The 19,364-nt window shown below is 57.0% G+C and carries 18 protein-coding genes; 13 read left to right on the top strand and 5 right to left on the bottom strand.

What is annotated here, in order from left to right; translation table 11 throughout:
* Positions 1–112 precede the first annotated feature (112 nt).
* From deoC to deoD, 4 genes are all read left to right on the top strand, one after another.
* Positions 113–892: a deoxyribose-phosphate aldolase gene (deoC, locus tag ABLU80_RS17005; RefSeq protein ID WP_015368381.1), complete on the top strand. Its 780-nt coding sequence runs from the start codon at positions 113–115 to the stop codon at positions 890–892.
* Positions 893–1,005: 113 nt separating this feature from the next.
* Positions 1,006–2,328, top strand: a complete 1,323-nt coding sequence (gene deoA, locus ABLU80_RS17000) for a thymidine phosphorylase (RefSeq protein WP_015368380.1) — start codon at positions 1,006–1,008, stop codon at positions 2,326–2,328.
* A gap of 52 nt (positions 2,329–2,380) precedes the next feature.
* Positions 2,381–3,604: a phosphopentomutase gene (gene deoB / locus ABLU80_RS16995; RefSeq protein ID WP_048230596.1), complete on the top strand. Its 1,224-nt coding sequence runs from the start codon at positions 2,381–2,383 to the stop codon at positions 3,602–3,604.
* A gap of 197 nt (positions 3,605–3,801) precedes the next feature.
* Positions 3,802–4,521 carry a purine-nucleoside phosphorylase gene (gene deoD / locus ABLU80_RS16990; protein ID WP_002887789.1) on the top strand — a complete coding sequence of 240 codons (720 nt, stop codon included), beginning with the start codon at positions 3,802–3,804 and terminating at the stop codon, positions 4,519–4,521.
* Between the two features lie 79 nt (positions 4,522–4,600).
* On the opposite strand, the gene lplA is transcribed toward deoD, so the two are convergent.
* Together lplA and ABLU80_RS16980 are read right to left on the bottom strand one after the other, a co-directional pair.
* Complete coding sequence (gene lplA / locus ABLU80_RS16985; protein WP_047080153.1) at positions 4,601–5,617, bottom strand: lipoate--protein ligase LplA; 1,017 nt, start codon at positions 5,615–5,617, stop codon at positions 4,601–4,603.
* 17 nt (positions 5,618–5,634) lie between these two features.
* A complete protein-coding gene (locus ABLU80_RS16980; protein ID WP_015368377.1) occupies positions 5,635–6,267 on the bottom strand; it encodes a YtjB family periplasmic protein in 633 nt (210 codons plus the stop codon).
* Positions 6,268–6,371: 104 nt separating this feature from the next.
* Here ABLU80_RS16980 and serB point away from each other — a divergent pair, with 104 nt between their 5' ends.
* From serB to nadR, 3 genes are all read left to right on the top strand, one after another.
* Positions 6,372–7,343 (top strand): phosphoserine phosphatase, encoded by a 972-nt coding sequence (gene serB / locus ABLU80_RS16975; protein WP_015368376.1) that lies wholly within the window; start codon positions 6,372–6,374, stop codon positions 7,341–7,343.
* A gap of 9 nt (positions 7,344–7,352) precedes the next feature.
* Positions 7,353–8,735 (top strand): DNA repair protein RadA, encoded by a 1,383-nt coding sequence (radA, locus tag ABLU80_RS16970; protein ID WP_015368375.1) that lies wholly within the window; start codon positions 7,353–7,355, stop codon positions 8,733–8,735.
* 67 nt (positions 8,736–8,802) lie between these two features.
* Entirely contained in the window at positions 8,803–10,035 is a 1,233-nt protein-coding gene (nadR, locus tag ABLU80_RS16965) for a multifunctional transcriptional regulator/nicotinamide-nucleotide adenylyltransferase/ribosylnicotinamide kinase NadR (RefSeq protein WP_015368374.1), read from the top strand.
* Positions 10,036–10,132: 97 nt separating this feature from the next.
* On the opposite strand, the gene ettA is transcribed toward nadR, so the two are convergent.
* A complete protein-coding gene (gene ettA / locus ABLU80_RS16960; protein ID WP_015704325.1) occupies positions 10,133–11,800 on the bottom strand; it encodes an energy-dependent translational throttle protein EttA in 1,668 nt (555 codons plus the stop codon).
* A 219-nt stretch (positions 11,801–12,019) separates the two neighbouring features.
* On the opposite strand from ettA, the gene sltY reads away from it, so the two are divergent.
* Positions 12,020–13,957, top strand: a complete 1,938-nt coding sequence (sltY, locus tag ABLU80_RS16955) for a murein transglycosylase (RefSeq protein ID WP_348850231.1) — start codon at positions 12,020–12,022, stop codon at positions 13,955–13,957.
* 87 nt (positions 13,958–14,044) lie between these two features.
* Complete coding sequence (trpR, locus tag ABLU80_RS16950; RefSeq protein ID WP_015368371.1) at positions 14,045–14,371, top strand: trp operon repressor; 327 nt, start codon at positions 14,045–14,047, stop codon at positions 14,369–14,371.
* Here the strand turns inward: trpR and yjjX are convergent.
* Positions 14,358–14,873, bottom strand: a complete 516-nt coding sequence (gene yjjX, locus ABLU80_RS16945; RefSeq protein WP_042892498.1) for an inosine/xanthosine triphosphatase — start codon at positions 14,871–14,873, stop codon at positions 14,358–14,360. The genes trpR and yjjX overlap by 14 nt on opposite strands.
* A 113-nt stretch (positions 14,874–14,986) precedes the next feature.
* Between yjjX and gpmB the strand changes: the two genes are divergently transcribed.
* Positions 14,987–15,634: a 2,3-diphosphoglycerate-dependent phosphoglycerate mutase GpmB gene (gene gpmB / locus ABLU80_RS16940; RefSeq protein ID WP_015704328.1), complete on the top strand. Its 648-nt coding sequence runs from the start codon at positions 14,987–14,989 to the stop codon at positions 15,632–15,634.
* Here the strand turns inward: gpmB and robA are convergent.
* Positions 15,631–16,500, bottom strand: a complete 870-nt coding sequence (robA, locus tag ABLU80_RS16935) for an MDR efflux pump AcrAB transcriptional activator RobA (protein ID WP_020079662.1) — start codon at positions 16,498–16,500, stop codon at positions 15,631–15,633. The genes gpmB and robA overlap by 4 nt on opposite strands.
* A 208-nt stretch (positions 16,501–16,708) precedes the next feature.
* Here robA and creA point away from each other — a divergent pair, with 208 nt between their 5' ends.
* Genes creA through creC form a run of 3 tightly spaced genes read left to right on the top strand, consistent with a single transcriptional unit; the run spans position 16,709 to position 19,308 of the window.
* Positions 16,709–17,182 carry a protein CreA gene (creA, locus tag ABLU80_RS16930; protein ID WP_015368367.1) on the top strand — a complete coding sequence of 158 codons (474 nt, stop codon included), beginning with the start codon at positions 16,709–16,711 and terminating at the stop codon, positions 17,180–17,182.
* A 12-nt stretch (positions 17,183–17,194) separates the two neighbouring features.
* Positions 17,195–17,884: a two-component system response regulator CreB gene (creB, locus tag ABLU80_RS16925; RefSeq protein WP_015368366.1), complete on the top strand. Its 690-nt coding sequence runs from the start codon at positions 17,195–17,197 to the stop codon at positions 17,882–17,884.
* Positions 17,884–19,308, top strand: a complete 1,425-nt coding sequence (creC, locus tag ABLU80_RS16920) for a two-component system sensor histidine kinase CreC (RefSeq protein WP_129243836.1) — start codon at positions 17,884–17,886, stop codon at positions 19,306–19,308. Before creB ends, creC begins: the two co-directional genes overlap by 1 nt.
* Positions 19,309–19,364 lie beyond the last annotated feature (56 nt).

Below are 19,364 nucleotides of genomic sequence, written 5' to 3'. Positions count from 1 at the left end.
TTTCATTAACTGTGATGAATGTCGAAGTGTAATGGCGAGCGGTTGTTACAATAGTAACAGGCTCGCAAGGTGAACAAACTATTGAACCGGCAATACGCCGTCGGAGTATGAAATGACTGATTTGAAAGCAAGCAGCCTGCGCGCGTTGAAACTGATGGATCTGACCACCCTGAACGATGACGACACCAATGAGAAGGTGATCGCTCTGTGTCATCAGGCGAAAACGCCGGTGGGAAATACCGCTGCGGTCTGCATCTACCCGCGTTTTATCCCGATTGCCCGTAAGACGCTGAACGAACAAGGAACGCCGGATATCCGCATCGCGACGGTGACTAACTTCCCGCATGGTAATGACGATATCGATATCGCGCTGGCGGAAACCCGCGCGGCAATCGCTTATGGCGCGGATGAAGTGGATGTGGTTTTCCCGTACCGCGCGCTGATCGCGGGTAACGAGCAGGTGGGTTTTGATCTGGTGAAAGCCTGTAAAGAAGCCTGTGCGGCGGCGAATGTGCTGCTGAAAGTGATCATCGAAACCGGCGAACTGAAAGAAGAAGCGCTGATTCGTAAGGCGTCTGAAATCTCTATTAAAGCGGGCGCGGATTTCATCAAAACTTCTACCGGTAAAGTGCCGGTGAATGCGACACCGGAAAGCGCGCGCATCATGATGGAAGTGATCCGCGATATGGGCGTTGAGAAAACCGTTGGCTTTAAACCTGCCGGCGGCGTGCGTAGCGCGGAAGACGCGCAGCAGTTCCTGGCGATTGCTGATGAACTGTTCGGCGCCGACTGGGCCGATTCCCGTCACTATCGTTTCGGCGCATCCAGCCTGTTGGCTAGCCTGCTGAAAGCCCTGGGTCACGGCGACGGTAAGAGCGCCAGCAGCTACTAATCCCTTGATACGCCGGATGGTGCTGCGCTTATCCGGCCTACGAATGGATGCCTGTAGGCCGGATAAGGCGCTCGCGCCGCCATCCGGCAATTTATACTATTTGGGAGGTTACCGTGTTTCTCGCACAAGAAATTATTCGTAAAAAACGTGATGGTCATGTATTAAGCGATGAAGAAATTCGCTTTTTCATCAACGGTATCCGCGATAATACTATCTCTGAAGGACAGATCGCCGCGCTGGCGATGACCATCTTCTTCCATGATATGTCTATGCCGGAACGTGTCTCGCTGACCATGGCGATGCGGGATTCAGGAACCGTTCTCGACTGGAAAAGCCTTAACCTCAACGGCCCGATCGTCGATAAACACTCGACCGGCGGCGTGGGTGACGTCACCTCGCTGATGCTGGGGCCAATGGTTGCCGCCTGCGGCGGTTACGTACCGATGATCTCCGGGCGTGGTCTCGGCCATACCGGCGGTACGCTTGATAAACTGGAAGCGATCCCGGGTTTTGATATTTTCCCGGACGACGCGCGTTTCCGCGAAATTATTAAAGATGTCGGCGTGGCGATTATCGGGCAGACCAGCTCGCTCGCGCCGGCTGACAAACGTTTCTATGCCACCCGCGATATTACCGCGACGGTGGATTCCATCCCGCTGATTACCGCGTCTATTCTGGCCAAGAAACTGGCGGAAGGTCTGGACGCGCTGGTGATGGACGTTAAAGTCGGCAGCGGCGCCTTTATGCCGACTTATGAGCTTTCAGAAGCGCTTGCCGAAGCGATCGTTGGCGTCTCCAACGGCGCCGGCGTGCGCACGACCGCACTGTTAACGGATATGAACCAGGTGCTGGCCTCCAGCGCGGGTAACGCCGTTGAAGTTCGCGAAGCGGTACAGTTCCTGACCGGCGAATACCGCAACCCGCGCCTGTACGACGTCACCATGGCGCTGTGCGTGGAAATGCTGATTTCCGGCAAGCTGGCGGCGGATGACGCCGAGGCGCGCGCGAAATTGCAGGCGGTGCTGGATAACGGTAAAGCGGCGGAAGTCTTTGGCCGCATGGTGGCGGCGCAGAAGGGGCCGAGCGACTTTGTCGAAAACTATGCGAAATACCTGCCGACGGCAATGCTGAGCAAAGCGGTCTATGCTGAAGGCGCCGGATTTGTCTCTGAAATGGATACCCGCGCGCTGGGGATGGCGGTGGTGTCGATGGGCGGCGGTCGTCGTCAGGCTTCCGATACTATTGACTACAGCGTTGGCTTTACCGATATGGCGCGCCTTGGCGATAAAGTTGATGGCGAACGTCCGCTGGCGGTGATTCATGCGAAAGATGAATCGAGCTGGCAGGAAGCGGCCAAAGCCGTGAAAGCGGCAATAAAACTGGACGCCCACGCCCCAGAAATTACACCGACGGTCTATCGCCGTATCACCAAGTAGCGATATACTGATCTGATCGCTTTTTTGCAGCGCATGATGTATGGAGAACAAGATGAAACGTGCATTTATTATGGTGCTGGACTCCTTTGGGATTGGCGCAACGGAAGACGCTGACCGCTTTGGCGATGTGGGCGCCGATACCCTGGGCCACATTGCGGAAGCCTGCGCCAAAGGTGAAGCTGACAATGGTCGTAAAGGCCCGTTGAATTTACCTAACCTGACCCGTCTGGGTCTGGTGAAAGCGCATGAAGGTTCTACCGGTAAAATTGCCGCCGGTATGGACGGTAATGCCGAAGTTGTTGGCGCCTATGCCTGGGCGCATGAACTCTCTTCCGGTAAAGATACGCCGTCTGGCCACTGGGAAATCGCCGGCGTGCCGGTGCTGTTTGACTGGGGCTACTTCAGCGATCACGAGAACAGCTTCCCGCAGGAACTGCTGGATAAACTGGTTAAGCGCGCGAACCTGCCGGGCTATCTCGGCAATTGCCACTCTTCCGGTACCGTGATTCTGGACCAACTGGGTGAAGAGCATATGAAAACCGGGAAACCGATTTTCTATACCTCTGCTGACTCGGTGTTCCAGATCGCCTGTCACGAAGAGACTTTCGGCCTCGACAAGCTGTATGAGCTGTGCGAAATCGCCCGTGAAGAGCTGACCGAAGGCGGCTATAACATTGGCCGCGTGATTGCTCGTCCGTTTGTTGGCGACAAAGCCGGTAACTTCCAGCGTACCGGTAACCGTCACGATCTGGCGGTCGAGCCGCCGGCGCCGACCGTGCTGCAGAAGCTGGTCGACGAGAAAAACGGCCACGTGGTTTCCGTGGGTAAAATCGCCGACATCTACGCCAACTGCGGCATCACTAAGAAAGTGAAAGCCACCGGGCTGGACGCGTTGTTCGACGCGACCATCAAAGAGATGAAGGAAGCGGGCGACGAGACTATCGTCTTCACTAACTTCGTCGATTTTGACTCCTCCTGGGGCCACCGTCGCGACGTCGCTGGCTACGCGGCGGGTTTGGAGCTGTTCGACCGTCGTCTGCCGGAGCTGATGGAGCTGGTTGGGGAAGACGACATTCTGATCCTCACCGCCGACCACGGCTGCGACCCGACCTGGACCGGTACCGACCACACCCGCGAACACATTCCGGTGCTGGTGTACGGCCCGAAAGTGAAACCGGGTTCGTTAGGCCACCGCGAAACTTTCGCCGATATCGGCCAGACGCTGGCGACGTACTTTGGTACTTCGCCAATGGCGTACGGTAAAAACATGCTGTAATACCCGTTGTCTTTCGCGCTGTAGATGCGTTGACTTCATTCGCTCACCCCGGTCACATAGTTAATCTATGCTCCCGGGGATTCACGAATTCGTCACCTTCCTACAACGCGAAATCCTTAGGGTATTTGAATACGTTTTGTAGGCCTGATAAGGCGTAGCCGCCATCAGGCCCGAACAATTTATATAAGGATAAAACGATGGCCACCCCACACATTAACGCAGAAATGGGCGATTTTGCTGACGTAGTTTTGATGCCGGGCGACCCGCTGCGCGCGAAACACATTGCAGAAACCTTCCTCGAAGACGTGCGTGAAGTGAACAACGTGCGCGGCATGCTGGGCTTCACCGGTACCTACAAAGGCCGCAAAATCTCCGTGATGGGCCACGGCATGGGTATCCCATCCTGCTCTATCTACACCAAAGAGCTGATCACCGATTTCGGCGTGAAGAAAATCATCCGCGTCGGCTCCTGCGGCGCGGTGCGTGAAGATGTCAAACTGCGTGATGTGGTTATCGGCATGGGCGCGTGTACCGACTCTAAAGTCAACCGTCTGCGTTTCAAAGACCACGACTTCGCGGCGATTGCCGATTTCGGCATGGTGCGTAACGCGGTAGACGCGGCGAAGGCGCTGGGCGTTGACGCGCGCGTTGGCAACATCTTCTCCGCTGATCTGTTCTATACGCCGGATCCGTCTATGTTCGACGTGATGGAAAAATACGGTATTCTGGGCGTGGAAATGGAAGCGGCCGGCATTTATGGCGTAGCGGCTGAGTTCGGTGCGAAAGCGCTGACCATCTGCACCGTTTCCGATCATATCCGCACTCACGAGCAGACCACTGCCGCTGAGCGTCAGACCACCTTCAACGATATGATTAAAATCGCGCTGGAATCCGTACTGCTGGGCGATAAAGAGTAAGACCTGTTGTGCCGGGTGGCGGCTTCGCCTGACCCGGCCTACGGTTTCCCAGGCCCGCTAAGCGCAGCGGGCTTTTTTATCAGCGCACCGCGCCGGCCAGCCACGCCGACAGTTCTTTCAGTTCCGCTTCCTGCTCAGGGAAATCGGCGAGCAGCGCCTCACACTGCTGCTGTAATATTTCCGCCCGATACTGACAACCGACTAATCGTGCCGACAACGCCTCGAGCGGCGCCGGGTTCAGGCTATCGGTAAAAGCCTGGGCGCGGGTGATATGGCCCTTCTCGACGTCAAAATGCAGCTCGACGCCGCCCCAGCGAAAGCGCTCATCCAGCAGGTGGGAGAAAGCGGGCGCCTGGCCGAAGTTCCACTCCCAGCTGCTCTGGCGGGCGAAGGTCTCGGCAAAATTCGGCAGATCCGGCGTGTTGTCCGGTGAAATGACTTCCGCCTCTACCCGCTCGCCGTAATGGCTGAAGAATGCCTCCTGAATGGCCTCGCAAATTTGCTGATGGGTGATGCCCGGCAGCAGCTCAACCAGGTTCGCTACGCGCCCGCGTACCGAGGTAATGCCCTTGGCCTGCAGCTTTTTTTTGTCCGGATTAAGATAGTTGGCGAGACGGCTTAAGTCGGCGTTTAGCAGCAGGGTGCCGTGATGAAAACCGCGGTCCATCGTTTCGCGATAGGCGGATCCGGAAACCTTGCGGTCGCCATTATCGGTTTTCACGACCAGATCGTTGCGCCCGGAAGCCTCGGCGGTCACGCCAAGCGAATTCAACGCCGCCAGCACGATAGCGGTAGAAACGGTTTTGTCGTATTCCGGTTTGCCCGCCATAAAGGTAAAGCAGGTATTGCCGAGGTCGTGGAATACCGCGCCGCCGCCGCTGCTGCGCCGGGCCAGCCGGACGTGGTCCTCTTCCATGCGCCGGGTATTGCACTCCTTCCACGGGTTCTGCGCGCGGCCAATCACCACGGTGTCGGCGTTGCGCCACAGAAACAGTACCCGTTGGGTGGCCGGCATCTGGCGGAAAATACACTCCTCGACCGCGAGGTTAAACCAGGGGTCGTAGGAATCGGAGAGCAACAGGCGGAGCGTCGGCATAGGATATCCTTGTCTGATTAATCTTTATCTTCGTCCTGGACGGGCTTATTGGCGGTGAGCAGGAAGGGCGATTGCTGCCAGCGGGTACGTTTGCCCTGCAGCAACGTACGGGTCAGCACCACGCCGATGGCCAGCGACAACAGCAGCATCAGGCGTAAGATATTGGTGGTATTATCCACCTGTTTTGCCTCGGTGGCCAACGTGTGGGTATCCAGCGTCAGGCGCAGATAGCCGACCGGACCGTTTTTGCCGAGGATCGGCTCGACGATTTGCTGGTTAAAGTAGCCGCCGGCTTTTTTGCCATCCAGCGCCAGGCGGTCGCGCACATCGACGCTTTCGCCGGAGCGGGCCACCAAATCGCCTTGTTCATCATATACCCCGGCATCGAGCACCCGGCTTTTGTCCGTCAGCTGTTCCAGCAGGCGGGTAATGCGCTTTTCGTCGGGCGTTTCGCTACGCATCAGCGGCGCCAGGTTCAGCGTAACCTGCTGCGCCAGCGTTCGCGCCAGCTCTTCCAACTGCGGATTACGCTGCTTTTGGCTATTCTGACTGAACCACGAGGCGCCCTGCATCAGCGCGACGAGAAGCGCGAGACAGATCAGAACAATGACGGCGCGATGCAGTCGGAATTTCAGTTTTGCTCGTACCATATTCCACCTTTGAAAATTTGCAGCTTAATGTTGCCAGAAGCGCTGGTTACAAGGTAGCCTCATGCGTTATTTTCCTCGCCTGAATGAAGAGATGTGGAGCCGTAATGCCTAACAGTTTGACCTGGTGCGACCTGCCCGAAGATGTTTCCTTGTGGCCTGGGTTGCCGCTTTCCCTGAGCGGCGACGAGGTCATGCCGCTGGATTATCACGCCGGGCGCAGCGGCTGGCTGCTGTATGGTCGCGGTCTCGATAAACGTCGGCTGACGGCGTGGCAGCGCGAGCTCGGCGCGGCGCTGGTCATCGTCTCTTCCTGGGTCGTGGAAGACTATCAGGTGATTCGCCTGGCGGGTTCGCTGACGCAGCGCGCCACGCGCCTGGCCCATGAGGCCGGGCTGGACGTCGCGCCGCTGGGGAAAATCCCGCATCTGCGCACGCCGGGCCTGTTGGTGATGGATATGGACTCCACGGCGATTCAGATCGAATGTATCGATGAAATCGCTAAGCTTGCCGGCACCGGCGAACTGGTCTCGGAAGTGACCGAACGCGCGATGCGCGGCGAGCTCGACTTCACCGCCAGCCTGCGCCAGCGCGTCGCCACTCTGAAAGACGCCGACGCGAACATTCTGCTGCAGGTGCGGGAAGCGCTGCCGCTGATGCCGGGGCTGACCCAACTGGTGCTGAAGCTGGAAACGCTGGGCTGGAAGGTAGCCATCGCCTCCGGCGGCTTTACCTTCTTTGCCGAATATCTGCGCGATAAGCTGCATCTCGATGCGGTATTCGCCAACGAGCTGGAAATTATGGACGGCAAGCTCACCGGCAACGTGATCGGCGACATCGTCGACGCCAAATATAAAGCCAATACTCTGCGTAAGCTGGCGGAAAAATATGAAATTCCGTCGGCGCAAACCGTGGCGATTGGCGATGGCGCCAACGATCTGCCGATGATCAAGGCGGCAGGTCTCGGTATTGCCTATCATGCGAAACCAAAAGTCAATGAACAGGCGGAAGTCACCATCCGCCACGCTGACCTGATGGGGGTATTCTGTATTCTCTCCGGCAGCATGAATCAAAAGTAAGAGGTTAACGTGGCGAAAGCTCCAAAACGCGCATTTGTCTGTAATGAATGTGGTGCGGATTATCCGCGCTGGCAGGGGCAGTGCAGCGCCTGCCATGCCTGGAACACCATCACCGAGATGCGCATCGCCGCCTCGCCGCAGGTGGCGAGAAACGAGCGTCTGTCAGGCTACGCCGGGAATGCCGGCGTGTCGAAGGTACAGAAGCTATCGGAGATAAGCCTGGAGGCGCTGCCGCGTTTTTCCACCGGATTTAAAGAGTTCGACCGCGTACTCGGCGGCGGCGTCGTGCCGGGCAGCGCCATTCTGATCGGCGGTAACCCCGGCGCCGGGAAATCGACGCTGCTGCTGCAAACCCTCTGTAAGCTGGCCGAAGGGATGAAAACGCTGTACGTCACCGGGGAAGAATCCCTACAGCAGGTAGCGATGCGCGCGCATCGTCTCGGGCTGCCGACGGCGAATCTGAATATGCTCTCGGAGACCAGCATCGAGCAAATTTGCCAGATTGCCGATGAAGAAAAGCCGCAGCTGATGGTCATCGACTCCATCCAGGTGATGCATATGGCTGATGTCCAGTCGTCGCCGGGGAGCGTGGCCCAGGTACGTGAAACCGCGGCCTATCTGACGCGCTTTGCCAAAACTCGCGGCGTGGCGATTGTGATGGTCGGCCACGTCACCAAAGATGGCTCGCTGGCCGGTCCGAAAGTACTGGAACACTGTATTGACTGCTCGGTGCTGCTGGACGGCGATGCCGATTCCCGTTTCCGCACGTTGCGCAGCCATAAAAACCGCTTTGGCGCGGTCAATGAACTCGGCGTCTTCGCGATGACCGAGCAGGGCCTGCGCGAAGTCAGCAACCCCTCCGCCATCTTCCTCAGCCGCGGCGATGAAGTCACCTCCGGCAGCTCGGTCATGGTGGTATGGGAAGGCACCCGCCCGCTGCTGGTTGAGATTCAGGCGCTGGTCGATCACTCGATGATGTCTAATCCGCGTCGCGTAGCGGTAGGCCTGGAACAGAACCGTCTGGCGATCCTTCTGGCGGTGCTGCACCGTCATGGCGGCCTGCAGATGGCCGATCAGGACGTCTTCGTCAACGTGGTTGGCGGGGTCAAAGTCACTGAAACCAGCGCCGACCTGGCGCTGCTGCTGGCGATGGTCTCGAGCCTGCGCGATCGTCCGTTGCCGCAGGATCTGGTGGTTTTTGGTGAAGTCGGATTAGCCGGTGAAATTCGCCCGGTGCCAAGCGGCCAGGAGCGCATTTCCGAGGCGGCGAAACATGGGTTCCGTCGCGCCATCGTACCAGCGGCCAATGTGCCCAAAAAAGCGCCGGAAGGGATGCAAATCTTTGGCGTGAAAAAACTGGCCGATGCGCTGAGCGTTTTTGACGACTTATAATGATACCCGTCATACTTCAGGGTATGACGGGTAGCAAACCCGAGTTTGCAGGAGGCACGCATAAACTATGTCGTCATTCGACTATCTGAAAAACGCCATTAAGCAAAAGGGTTGTACGCTGCAGCAGGTGGCAGAAGCCAGCGGGATGACCAAAGGTTATCTCAGTCAGCTATTAAACGCGAAAATCAAAAGCCCGAGCGCCCAGAAGCTCGAAGCCTTACACCGCTTCCTCGGCCTTGAATTCCCGCGCAAACAAAAAAGCGTCGGGGTGGTTTTTGGTAAATTTTATCCGCTGCATACCGGGCATATTTACCTGATTCAGCGCGCCTGTAGCCAGGTCGATGAGCTTCATATCATCATGGGCTATGACGACACTCGTGACCGCGAGCTGTTCGAAGAGAGCGCCATGTCGCAACAGCCGACGGTTCCCGATCGTCTGCGCTGGCTGCTGCAAACCTTTAAATATCAAAAAAACATTCGCATCCATGCCTTCAATGAAGAGGGGATGGAGCCGTACCCGCACGGCTGGGATGTCTGGAGCCGTGGGATCCGCGCCTTCATGAGTGAAAAGGGAATCGAGCCAAACTGGATTTATACCTCAGAAGAGGCCGATGCGCCGCAGTATCTGGAGCATCTGGGGATCGAAACCGTGCTTATCGATCCGAAGCGAACCTTCATGAGTATCAGCGGCGGCCAGATCCGCGAAAACCCGTTCCGCTATTGGGAATATATTCCGACTGAGGTAAAACCGTTCTTTGTGCGTACGGTGGCGATCCTCGGCGGCGAGTCGAGCGGTAAATCGACGCTGGTGAATAAGCTCGCCAATATCTTCAATACTACCAGCGCCTGGGAATATGGCCGCGATTACGTCTTCTCACACCTCGGCGGCGATGAAATGGCGTTGCAGTATTCCGATTACGATAAAATCGCGCTGGGGCACGCACAGTACATTGATTTCGCGGTGAAATACGCCAATAAGGTGGCGTTTATCGATACCGACTTCGTCAGCACTCAGGCCTTCTGCCTGAAGTACGAAGGCCGCGAACATCCGTTCGTGCAGGCGTTAATCGATGAATATCGCTTTGATCTGGTGATCCTGCTGGAAAACAACACGCCGTGGGTAGCCGATGGGTTGCGTAGCCTCGGCAGTTCGGTAGATCGCAAAGAGTTTCAGACGCTGCTGGTGTCGCTGCTGAAAGAAAACGAGATCGAATTTGTCCACGTGGAAGAGTCGGATTACGATGCCCGGTTCCTGCGCTGCGTTGAGCTGGTGAAGCAGTTGATGGGCGAGCAGGGGTAGGCTTTTTGCCGGATGGCGGCGTGAACGCCTTATCCGGCCTACAAGTGCTACACGCCTGGTAGGCCGGATAAGCGTAGCGCCATCCGGCACTTACAGATTACTTGGCAATGCGTTTGTACTTGATACGCTTCGGCTCCAGCGCATCGGCGCCGAGGGTGCGTTTCTTGTACTCTTCGTACTCGGTAAAGTTACCTTCGAAGAACTCAACTTTACCTTCATCCTGGTAATCCAGAATGTGGGTCGCGATACGGTCAAGGAACCAGCGGTCGTGCGAGATAACCATGGCGCAACCCGGGAACTCCAGCAGGGCGTTTTCCAGCGCGCGCAGGGTTTCGATATCCAGGTCGTTGGTTGGTTCATCGAGCAGCAGGACGTTACCGCCGACCTGCAACAGCTTCGCCAGGTGCAGACGACCACGCTCACCGCCGGACAGTTCGCCAACGCGTTTGCCCTGGTCGACGCCTTTGAAGTTAAAGCGGCCAACGTAGGCGCGGCTCGGCATCTCGGTGTTGCCGATCTTCATGATATCCAGGCCGCCGGACACTTCTTCCCAAACGGTTTTGCTGTTGTCCATCGCGTCGCGGAACTGATCGACGGAAGCCAGTTTAACGGTTTCACCCAGCGTGATGGTGCCGGAATCAGGTTGTTCCTGGCCGGACATCATGCGGAACAGGGTGGATTTACCCGCGCCGTTCGGACCGATGATACCAACGATAGCGCCTTTCGGTACGGAGAAGCTCAGATCGTCAATCAGTACGCGGTCGCCGTAAGATTTGCGCAGATTGCTGACTTCCAGAACTTTATCGCCCAGACGCGCTCCTGGCGGAATGAACAGTTCGTTGGTCTCGTTACGTTTCTGGTATTCGACGTTGTTAAGCTCTTCAAAGCGCGCCAGACGGGCTTTACCCTTAGACTGACGGCCTTTCGCGCCCTGGCGAACCCACTCGAGTTCTTTCTCGATAGATTTGCGGCGTGCAGCTTCCTGAGAAGCTTCCTGCGCCAGACGCTGATCTTTCTGCTCCAGCCAGGAGGAGTAGTTGCCTTCCCACGGAATACCTTCGCCGCGGTCAAGTTCGAGGATCCAACCGGCGACGTTATCGAGGAAGTAACGGTCGTGGGTAATCGCTACCACGGTGCCTTCGAAATCGTGCAGGAAGCGTTCCAGCCAGGCGACGGATTCGGCGTCAAGGTGGTTGGTCGGTTCGTCGAGCAGCAGCATGTCTGGTTTTTCCAGCAGCAGACGGCACAGCGCGACGCGACGGCGTTCACCACCGGAAAGAGTGGCGATCTTCGCATCCCAGTCCGGCAGGCGCAGGGCATCAGCCGCACGCTCCAGCTGTACGTTCAGGTTATGGCCGTCGTGCGCCTGGATGATCTCTTCGAACTTGCCCTGTTGCGCGGCAAGCTTATCGAAGTCGGCATCCGGCTCGGCGTATTTGGCATAAACTTCGTCCAGGCCTTTCAGCGCGTTAACCACTTCGGCGACCGCTTCTTCAACGGATTCGCGCACGGTGTGCTCCGGATTCAGCTGCGGCTCCTGCGGCAGGTAGCCGATTTTGATACCGGGCTGCGGGCGCGCTTCACCTTCGATTTCGGTGTCGATACCGGCCATGATGCGCAGCAGGGTAGATTTACCGGCGCCGTTCAGACCGAGAACACCGATTTTCGCGCCAGGGAAGAAACTGAGGGAGATATTTTTCAAAATATGACGTTTCGGCGGAACCACTTTGCCGACACGATGCATGGTATAAACGAATTGAGCCACGTTGGACTTCGCCTCTTTCTATTCTGATAGATAGTTCAAAGGCGAAGTGTAGCCTTTTTCGCGCGGTAATCCCAGCGAGGCGACAGGATTCACAGAAGCGTAAAAAAATGTTCAGGACATGGCATGTTTTCAGTTGTCTGATTAGCATAACTAAGCAATACCTGAATTTTTTGAAGCGGCACGATGCCGCGGTGATGCACCAAACTAGAGGAAGAGCTTGTGGAAAAAGCCAAAACTACGGCATGGCGTCTTCTGGCTGCCGGCGTGAGTCTGCTGACGCTAAGCCAGCTGGCGCATGCGGATTCACTGGATGAACAGCGCAGCCGCTATGCTCAAATTAAACAGGCGTGGGACAAACACCAGATGGATGTCGTCAACCAGTTGATGCCCACGCTCAGCAGCTATCCGCTGTATCCCTACCTGCAATATCGACAAATTACCGATGACCTGATGAACCAGCCGCCGCTGGTGGTCACTAATTTCATTGCGGCGAACCCGACCTTACCGGCGGCGCGTTCGCTGAAATCACGCTTTGTTAATGAGCTGGCGCGGCGCACCGACTGGCGCGGCTTACTGGCGTTCAGCCCGGATAAACCGGCGACAACCGAAGCGCAGTGTAACTACTACTACGCCAAACTCAGCGTCGGCCAATCGCAGGAAGCCTGGAGCGGGGCGAAAGAGCTGTGGCTAACCGGCAAGAGCCAGCCAAATGCCTGCGATCCGCTGTTCAGCGCGTGGCGCGATTCCGGGCAGCAGGATCCGCTGGCCTATCTCGAACGAATTCGTCTGGCGATGAAGGCAGGCAATACCAGTCTGGTCCGCGTGCTTGCTCAGCAGATGCCGTCAAACTATCAGAGCATCTCTTCGGCGGTGGTGGCGTTGGCCAACGATCCCAATAGCGTGATGACCTTTGCCCGCACCACCGGGGCCACCGACTTTACCCGCCAGATGGCGGCGGTCGCTTTTGCCAGCGTCGCGCGTCAGGATGTAGAAAACGCTCGTCTGATGATCCCGTCGCTGGTGCAGGCGCAGCAGTTGAATGAGGATCAAACCCAGGAGCTGCGCGATATTGTCGCCTGGCGCCTGATGGGCACCGATGTGACCGAAGCGCAGGCGGAGTGGCGCGATGACGCCATCATGCGTTCGCAATCAACCTCGCTGGTGGAACGCCGGGTACGTATGGCGCTCGGCAACGGCGATCGTCATGGGCTGAACACCTGGCTGGCGCGTCTGCCGATGGAGGCGAAAGAAAAAGACGAGTGGCGCTACTGGCAGGCGGATCTGCTGCTGGAGCGCGGGCGCGATGACGAAGCGAAAGCCATCTTGCATTCGCTGATGCAGCAGCGCGGCTTCTATCCGATGGTTGCCGCTCAACGTCTGGGCGAAGAGTACACCTTCCGCATTGATAAAGCCTCCGGCACTATTGACCCGGCGCTGGCCTCTGGCCCTGAGATGGCGCGCGTTCGCGAGCTGATGTACTGGAACATGGACAACACCGCGCGCAGCGAATGGGCGAACCTGGTGAGCAGCCGGACCAAATCGCAGCAGGCGCAGCTGGCGCGTTACGCGTTTGATCAACACTGGTGGGATCTCAGCGTGCAGGCGACGATCGCGGGTAAATTGTGGGATCAACTGGAAGAGCGCTTCCCGCTGGCGTACAACGATCTGTTCGCACGTTACATTAGCGGCAAAGATATTCCACAGAGCTACGCGATGGCGATTGCGCGTCAGGAAAGCGCCTGGAACCCGAAAGTGCGTTCACCGGTCGGCGCCAGCGGCTTGATGCAGATTATGCCGGGCACCGCGACGCATACCGTCAGCATGTTCAGCATTCCTGGTTATAGCGGCCCGTCTCAGCTGCTGGATCCGGAAACCAATATCAACATTGGTACCAGCTACCTGCAGTACGTCTACCAGCAGTTCGGCAATAACCGCATTTACGCTTCCGCCGCCTATAACGCCGGGCCAGGACGCGTACGCACCTGGCAGGGCAATAGCGCCGGGCGCATTGATGCGGTGGCATTTGTCGAGAGTATTCCGTTCTCGGAAACCCGCGGGTACGTAAAAAACGTCCTCTCTTACGATGCCTATTACCGCTACTTTATGGGCAAGCAGGATAACTTGCTGAGCGACGCCGAATGGCAACAGCGTTACTGATCGTCCGTAAGTATGTTATTCTTTGTACTCGTTGATGAGTACATTCGACGGGCAGCCTGGCTGCCCGTCTCAACATGGCGACGTAACATGACCCAACAATCTCCCTATTCAGCGGCAGTGGCCGAACAACGTCATCAGGAGTGGCTGCGCTTTGTGGCGCTACTGCAGCAGGCCTACGCCGAAGATCTTCACCTGCCGTTACTGCAGCTGATGCTGACGCCCGACGAGCGCGAAGCGCTGGGCACCCGGGTGCGTATTATTGAAGAGCTGCTGCGCGGCGAGATGAGCCAGCGCGAGCTGAAAAACGAACTCGGCGCCGGTATTGCCACGATTACTCGCGGCTCAAATAGCCTGAAATCGGCACCGGTAGAGCTACGCCAGTGGCTGGAACAGACGCTGCTTAACGATAAATAGCGTTATGGAATGGGCTGAGCGCCAGTACTACCGCCTGATGGTAGACGCTGCTGCGCGTCAGCTTACCCGCGGTAAAGACGCCGATAGCGCCCTCTTTGCGGCCTATCTGGTCGATCCCGGTATGTTGCGACATGACCGGCCCCAGCGCTTCTCCGGCGCGAACCTGCGCAAGGATCGCCTCCGGCAGCGGCAGGGTCGCCGAGCGCGCTTCGCCACGCTGCTGCTGGCTCTCAATCACTACCCAACTGAAGGTGCTGCCTTCGTCGATCCCGGCTTCGATCGCCACCCAAAAATCGGCTTCAGGCTGTGCGATCCGGGCATTAGCGACGCGATTTCGTGCGCCAGCCCGCGTTTCCTCGCTGCCGAAGGGTTGTTCCGGCACGCCGCTCTCGACGGCGACGGACTCAATATGGCAGGATCCTTCGCCGAAGATCTCGTTAAAAGCCTGCAGAATTGCCTGAATTTTGGCGGGATTAGTGGTAGCTGAGACAACATGGTGCATAATCAAAACAACTCAGAATTAATTAACGTCATCGCAGTATACTCTAAATCACTCTGGCGGCAGCCGATCGCGCTGCTCGTTGAATGATGAAGGGTTCAGAACGGAAAATAAGCATGTTACAGGTATACCTTGTTCGCCACGGTGAAACGCAGTGGAACGCCGAGCGACGTATTCAAGGCCAGTCCGATAGTCCGCTGACCGCTCACGGTGAGCGCCAGGCATGGCAGGTTGGCGAGCGCGCCAGAACGCTGGGGATTACCCATATTATCGCCAGCGACCTCGGCCGTACCCGCCGCACGGCAGAAATTATCGCCGAAGCCTGCGGTTGCGGCGTGGTCACCGATTCACGCCTGCGCGAACTGGATATGGGGGTGCTGGAGAAGCGACATATCGACTCGCTTAGCGAAGAAGAGGAGGGCTGGCGCCGTCAGCTGGTCAACGGTACGCCGGATGGCCGCATTCCGCAGGGCGAATCCATGCAGGAGCTTAGCGAGCGTATGCGCGCGGCGCTATCATCCTGTCTGGAGTTACCGCCAGGGAGCCGGCCGCTGCTGGTGAGTCATGGGATGGCGCTCGGCTGTCTGGTGAGCACGATCCTCGGACTGCCTGCTTATGCGGAGCGTCGTTTGCGCCTGCGCAACTGTTCGATTTCACGTGTTGATTACCAGCAGAGCCCGTGGCTGGCGTCAGGATGGGTGGTGGAGACTGCGGGGGACGTTTCGCATCTCGATGCCCCCGCGATGGACGAACTGCAGCGTTAGCGACGAATCGGAATCAGGTACTCGCAGCGCAGCTGAATTGGCGTGGCCTGGTTCCGGTTATCATCTTCCGGGTAGAAGCGTTCAATATCCAGGCCCTTACGGCGGGTGAGGTTGAGCATCGGCATACAGGTGCCGTACACCGTCAGGATAAACTCCTGCAGCCCGGTACCTAACCCTTCGTAGGTGAACATCACATACTCGCCGCCTTCCAGAATCACCGGATGGGAATTATGCAGGTGGCCGTTCGCCAGCTCTGGCGTCAGCGCGGTGGTGTAGAACACCTCCTGCTCGTCATCTTTTTCCAGGCTTGGACGCGGTTCATGCAGGCCGTACAGCGTCGGCGGAATGCTGGGCGCGTTGCCGAGGAATTCGCGCCAGAACTGAACGCGCATCTGGTTACGGAATTCAGAAATCTCTTCCAGCTTACAGGTATAGCTTTGGGTCACGCCGACCAGTTGCGTGGTGCTCAGGGTCACGAATTCATGCTTCGGCATGGTAAATTCACCGAGGCGCAGCGGCGGACGCATCCCAAACGAGCTCCAGTCCGCAGAACGGCGATAGAGCGCGGGGGTCAGGTTAAACTGTTTTTTAAAGGCGCGGGTAAACGTCTGCTGAGAATCGAAGCGGTACTGTAGCGCGATGTCGAGGATCGGACGTGCGGTCAGGCGTAGCGCAACGGCGGATTTTGACAGGCGACGTGCGCGAATATAGGCACCGATAGCTTGACCCGTGACGTCTTTAAACATACGTTGCAAATGCCACTTGGAATAACCTGCCTTCGCCGCCACATTATCCAACGAGAGGGGCTGATCCAGGTGACCTTCCAGCCAGCTCAGGAGATCGCGAATAATCCCAGCTTGATCCATAAAATGTCCCCATCCTTTAAACTCAGGTACCTATATTAAGGTAGCGGATAATAGCATTTTTTGATGTTTTAGCATTCAGTGTTTTTTTTGCTTTTAAATGCGATTATCTGGTGGATATCGTTAGTAATTTTGTAAAGCTGTGATCTTTAAACCTTTTCCACAGCGTTTGTGATTATCACGCAGCGGAATTTTAAGAAATGGTAACAATATGAAATACAAGAAGTTAGTAGCAGGGTTGTTCTTACTGGCGGCGGGCCAACTGGCGCACGCCGAGCAAATTGGCTCCGTCGATACGGTATTTAAATGGCTGGGACCGGATCACAAAATCGTGGTCGAAGCCTTCGACGATCCCGATGTACAGAACGTCACCTGCTATATCAGTCGGGCGAAAACCGGCGGTATTAAAGGCGGGTTGGGGCTGGCGGAAGATACCTCAGACGCCGCCATCTCCTGTCAGCAGGTCGGGCCGATTGAGCTGACGGACAAGATCAAAAACGGCAAAAGTCAGGGCGATGTCGTGTTCCAGAAACGTACCTCGCTGGTGTTCAAAAAACTGCAGGTCGTTCGCTTCTTTGACGCTAAACGTAATGCGCTGGTGTATCTGACCTATTCGGATAAAGTGGTCGACGGCTCGCCGAAGAATGCCATCAGCGCCGTGCCAATCATGCCCTGGAATAAATAAACGGGAGTCGCAATGCAACAGCCACGGATTTGGTTAGTTGAGGATGAACAGAGTATCGCCGATACCCTTGTTTACATGCTGCAGCAGGAAGGATTCGACGTGACCGTTTTCGGGCGCGGGTTGCCCGCGCTTGATGCGGCGCTGCATCAGATCCCGGATTTAGCGATCCTCGACGTTGGTTTGCCCGATATTAGCGGCTTTGAACTATGCCGACGACTGCTGGCGCGCCATCCGGCATTGCCGCTATTGTTTCTGACCGCACGCAGCGAAGAGGTTGATAAGCTGCTGGGACTGGAAATTGGCGCTGATGACTACATCGCCAAACCATTTTCGCCGCGCGAAGTTTGCGCGCGGGTACGTACCGTTCTGCGTCGGCTACAGAAATTTTCAGCTCCTTCGCCGGTGGTGCGCGTTGGCGAGTTCCTGCTGGATGAGCAGGCGATGGCGATAAGCTGGTTTGGCCAACCGTTGAATCTGACGCGTTACGAATTCCTGCTGCTGAAAACCCTAATCAACGCCCCCGGTCGCGTATTCTCCCGCCAGCAGCTGATGGAACTGGTATGGAGCGATGCCTACGAGAGTATCGATCGCACCGTCGATACCCATATCAAGACCCTGCGCGCCAAGCTGCGGGCGGTGAATCCGAATGTTAACCCTATTAATACGCATCGCGGTTTGGGCTATAGCCTGGGAGGCTGTTGATGCGTATCGGGATGCGCCTGCTGCTGGGTTATTTTTTGATTGTCGCCATTGCCGCGTGGTTTGTGCTCTCAATATTTGTGCAGGAAGTCAAACCGGGCGTGCGTCGGGCAACGGAAGGCACGCTTAACGATACTGCAACGCTACTGGCGGCGCTGGCTCGTGATGACCTGCTTTCGGCAAACCCGCAGCAAGGGCGGTTGGCGCAGGCGTTTCAGTCGCTTAATCAGCAGCCCATCAACGCCAATATCAGCGGTATCAGGAAAATGCGCAATGAGTATCGCGTCTATCTGACGGATGCTCAGGGAAAGGTGGTGTTTGACTCCAGCGGGCAGGCGGTGGGCCAGGATTATTCGCGCTGGAACGACGTCTGGCTGACCCTACGCGGCCAGTACGGCGCGCGCAGCACGCGCAGCGATCCTGATGATGATAATAGCTCAGTCATGTACATTGCCGCACCGGTAATGGATAACGGCCGTATCATCGGCGTGGTGAGCGTCGGCAAACCTAATCTGGCCATGACGCCGGTGATTAAACGCAGCGAGCGGCGGATCCTGTGGGCTGGCGGCGCGTTGTTGGGGATCGCTTTACTGATCGGCGGCGGGATCGTCTGGTGGATTAACTTCTCAATTGGCAAACTGGTGCGTTACGCCGATTCGGTGACCGCCGAGCGTCCGCTACCTCTACCGAACGTCGGTAGTCGCGAGCTAAGCAAGCTGGCGCAGGCGCTGGAGAGCATGCGCGTGAAGCTTGAAGGCAAAAACGCGATTGAAAACTATGTCTACGATCTTACGCATGAACTCAAAAGCCCTCTGGCGGCCATTCGCGGCGCGGCGGAGATCCTGCGCGAGGGGCCGCCGCCCGAGATCGCCGCGCGTTTCACCGCCAATATTCTTGCGCAGAATACGCGTATGCAACTGCTGGTGGAAAAACTGCTGCAGCAGGCGCGGCTGGAAAATCGTCTGGAGATAACGCCGCAGTTGGTTTCGGTTGATGCGCTTTTCCAACGTCTGGCTGAAGACCGCGACATTGCGCTGGCGGCGAAAGCCATCACCTTACGCTGGCAGGAGAGCGGGGTAACGGTGAATGGCGATAGCGAACTACTGGGGCAGGCGCTGGGCAATCTTATCGACAATGCGATTGACTTTACCCCCCGCGGCGGCGAAATTTCCCTGGCGGTAGAGATGCGTAATGAAGAGGCGTGGTTGAGCGTCACGGATAACGGTAGCGGAATTCCTGATTTTGCGCTGGAGCGCATCTTTGAACGCTTTTACTCGCTGCCGCGTGATGACGGCCATAAAAGCAGTGGTCTTGGCCTGGCGTTCGTTCGTGAAGTCGCGCGTCTACATCAGGGCGATATTAGTTTGCACAATCGCCCCGAAGGCGGCGTGGTCGCGACGCTACATCTTCACCGTCCCTTCACATAGCTTCAAACACACTGCACATAGCCCCCTTACAGTGAGCCCATCACGATTGGGAGAAG

The organism is Klebsiella sp. CN_Kp104, assembly GCF_040064515.1.
Classification (GTDB): domain Bacteria; phylum Pseudomonadota; class Gammaproteobacteria; order Enterobacterales; family Enterobacteriaceae; genus Klebsiella; species Klebsiella aerogenes.
Note: the sequence above shows the minus strand (reverse complement) of the source record. Positions and strands in the feature narration are given on the sequence as shown.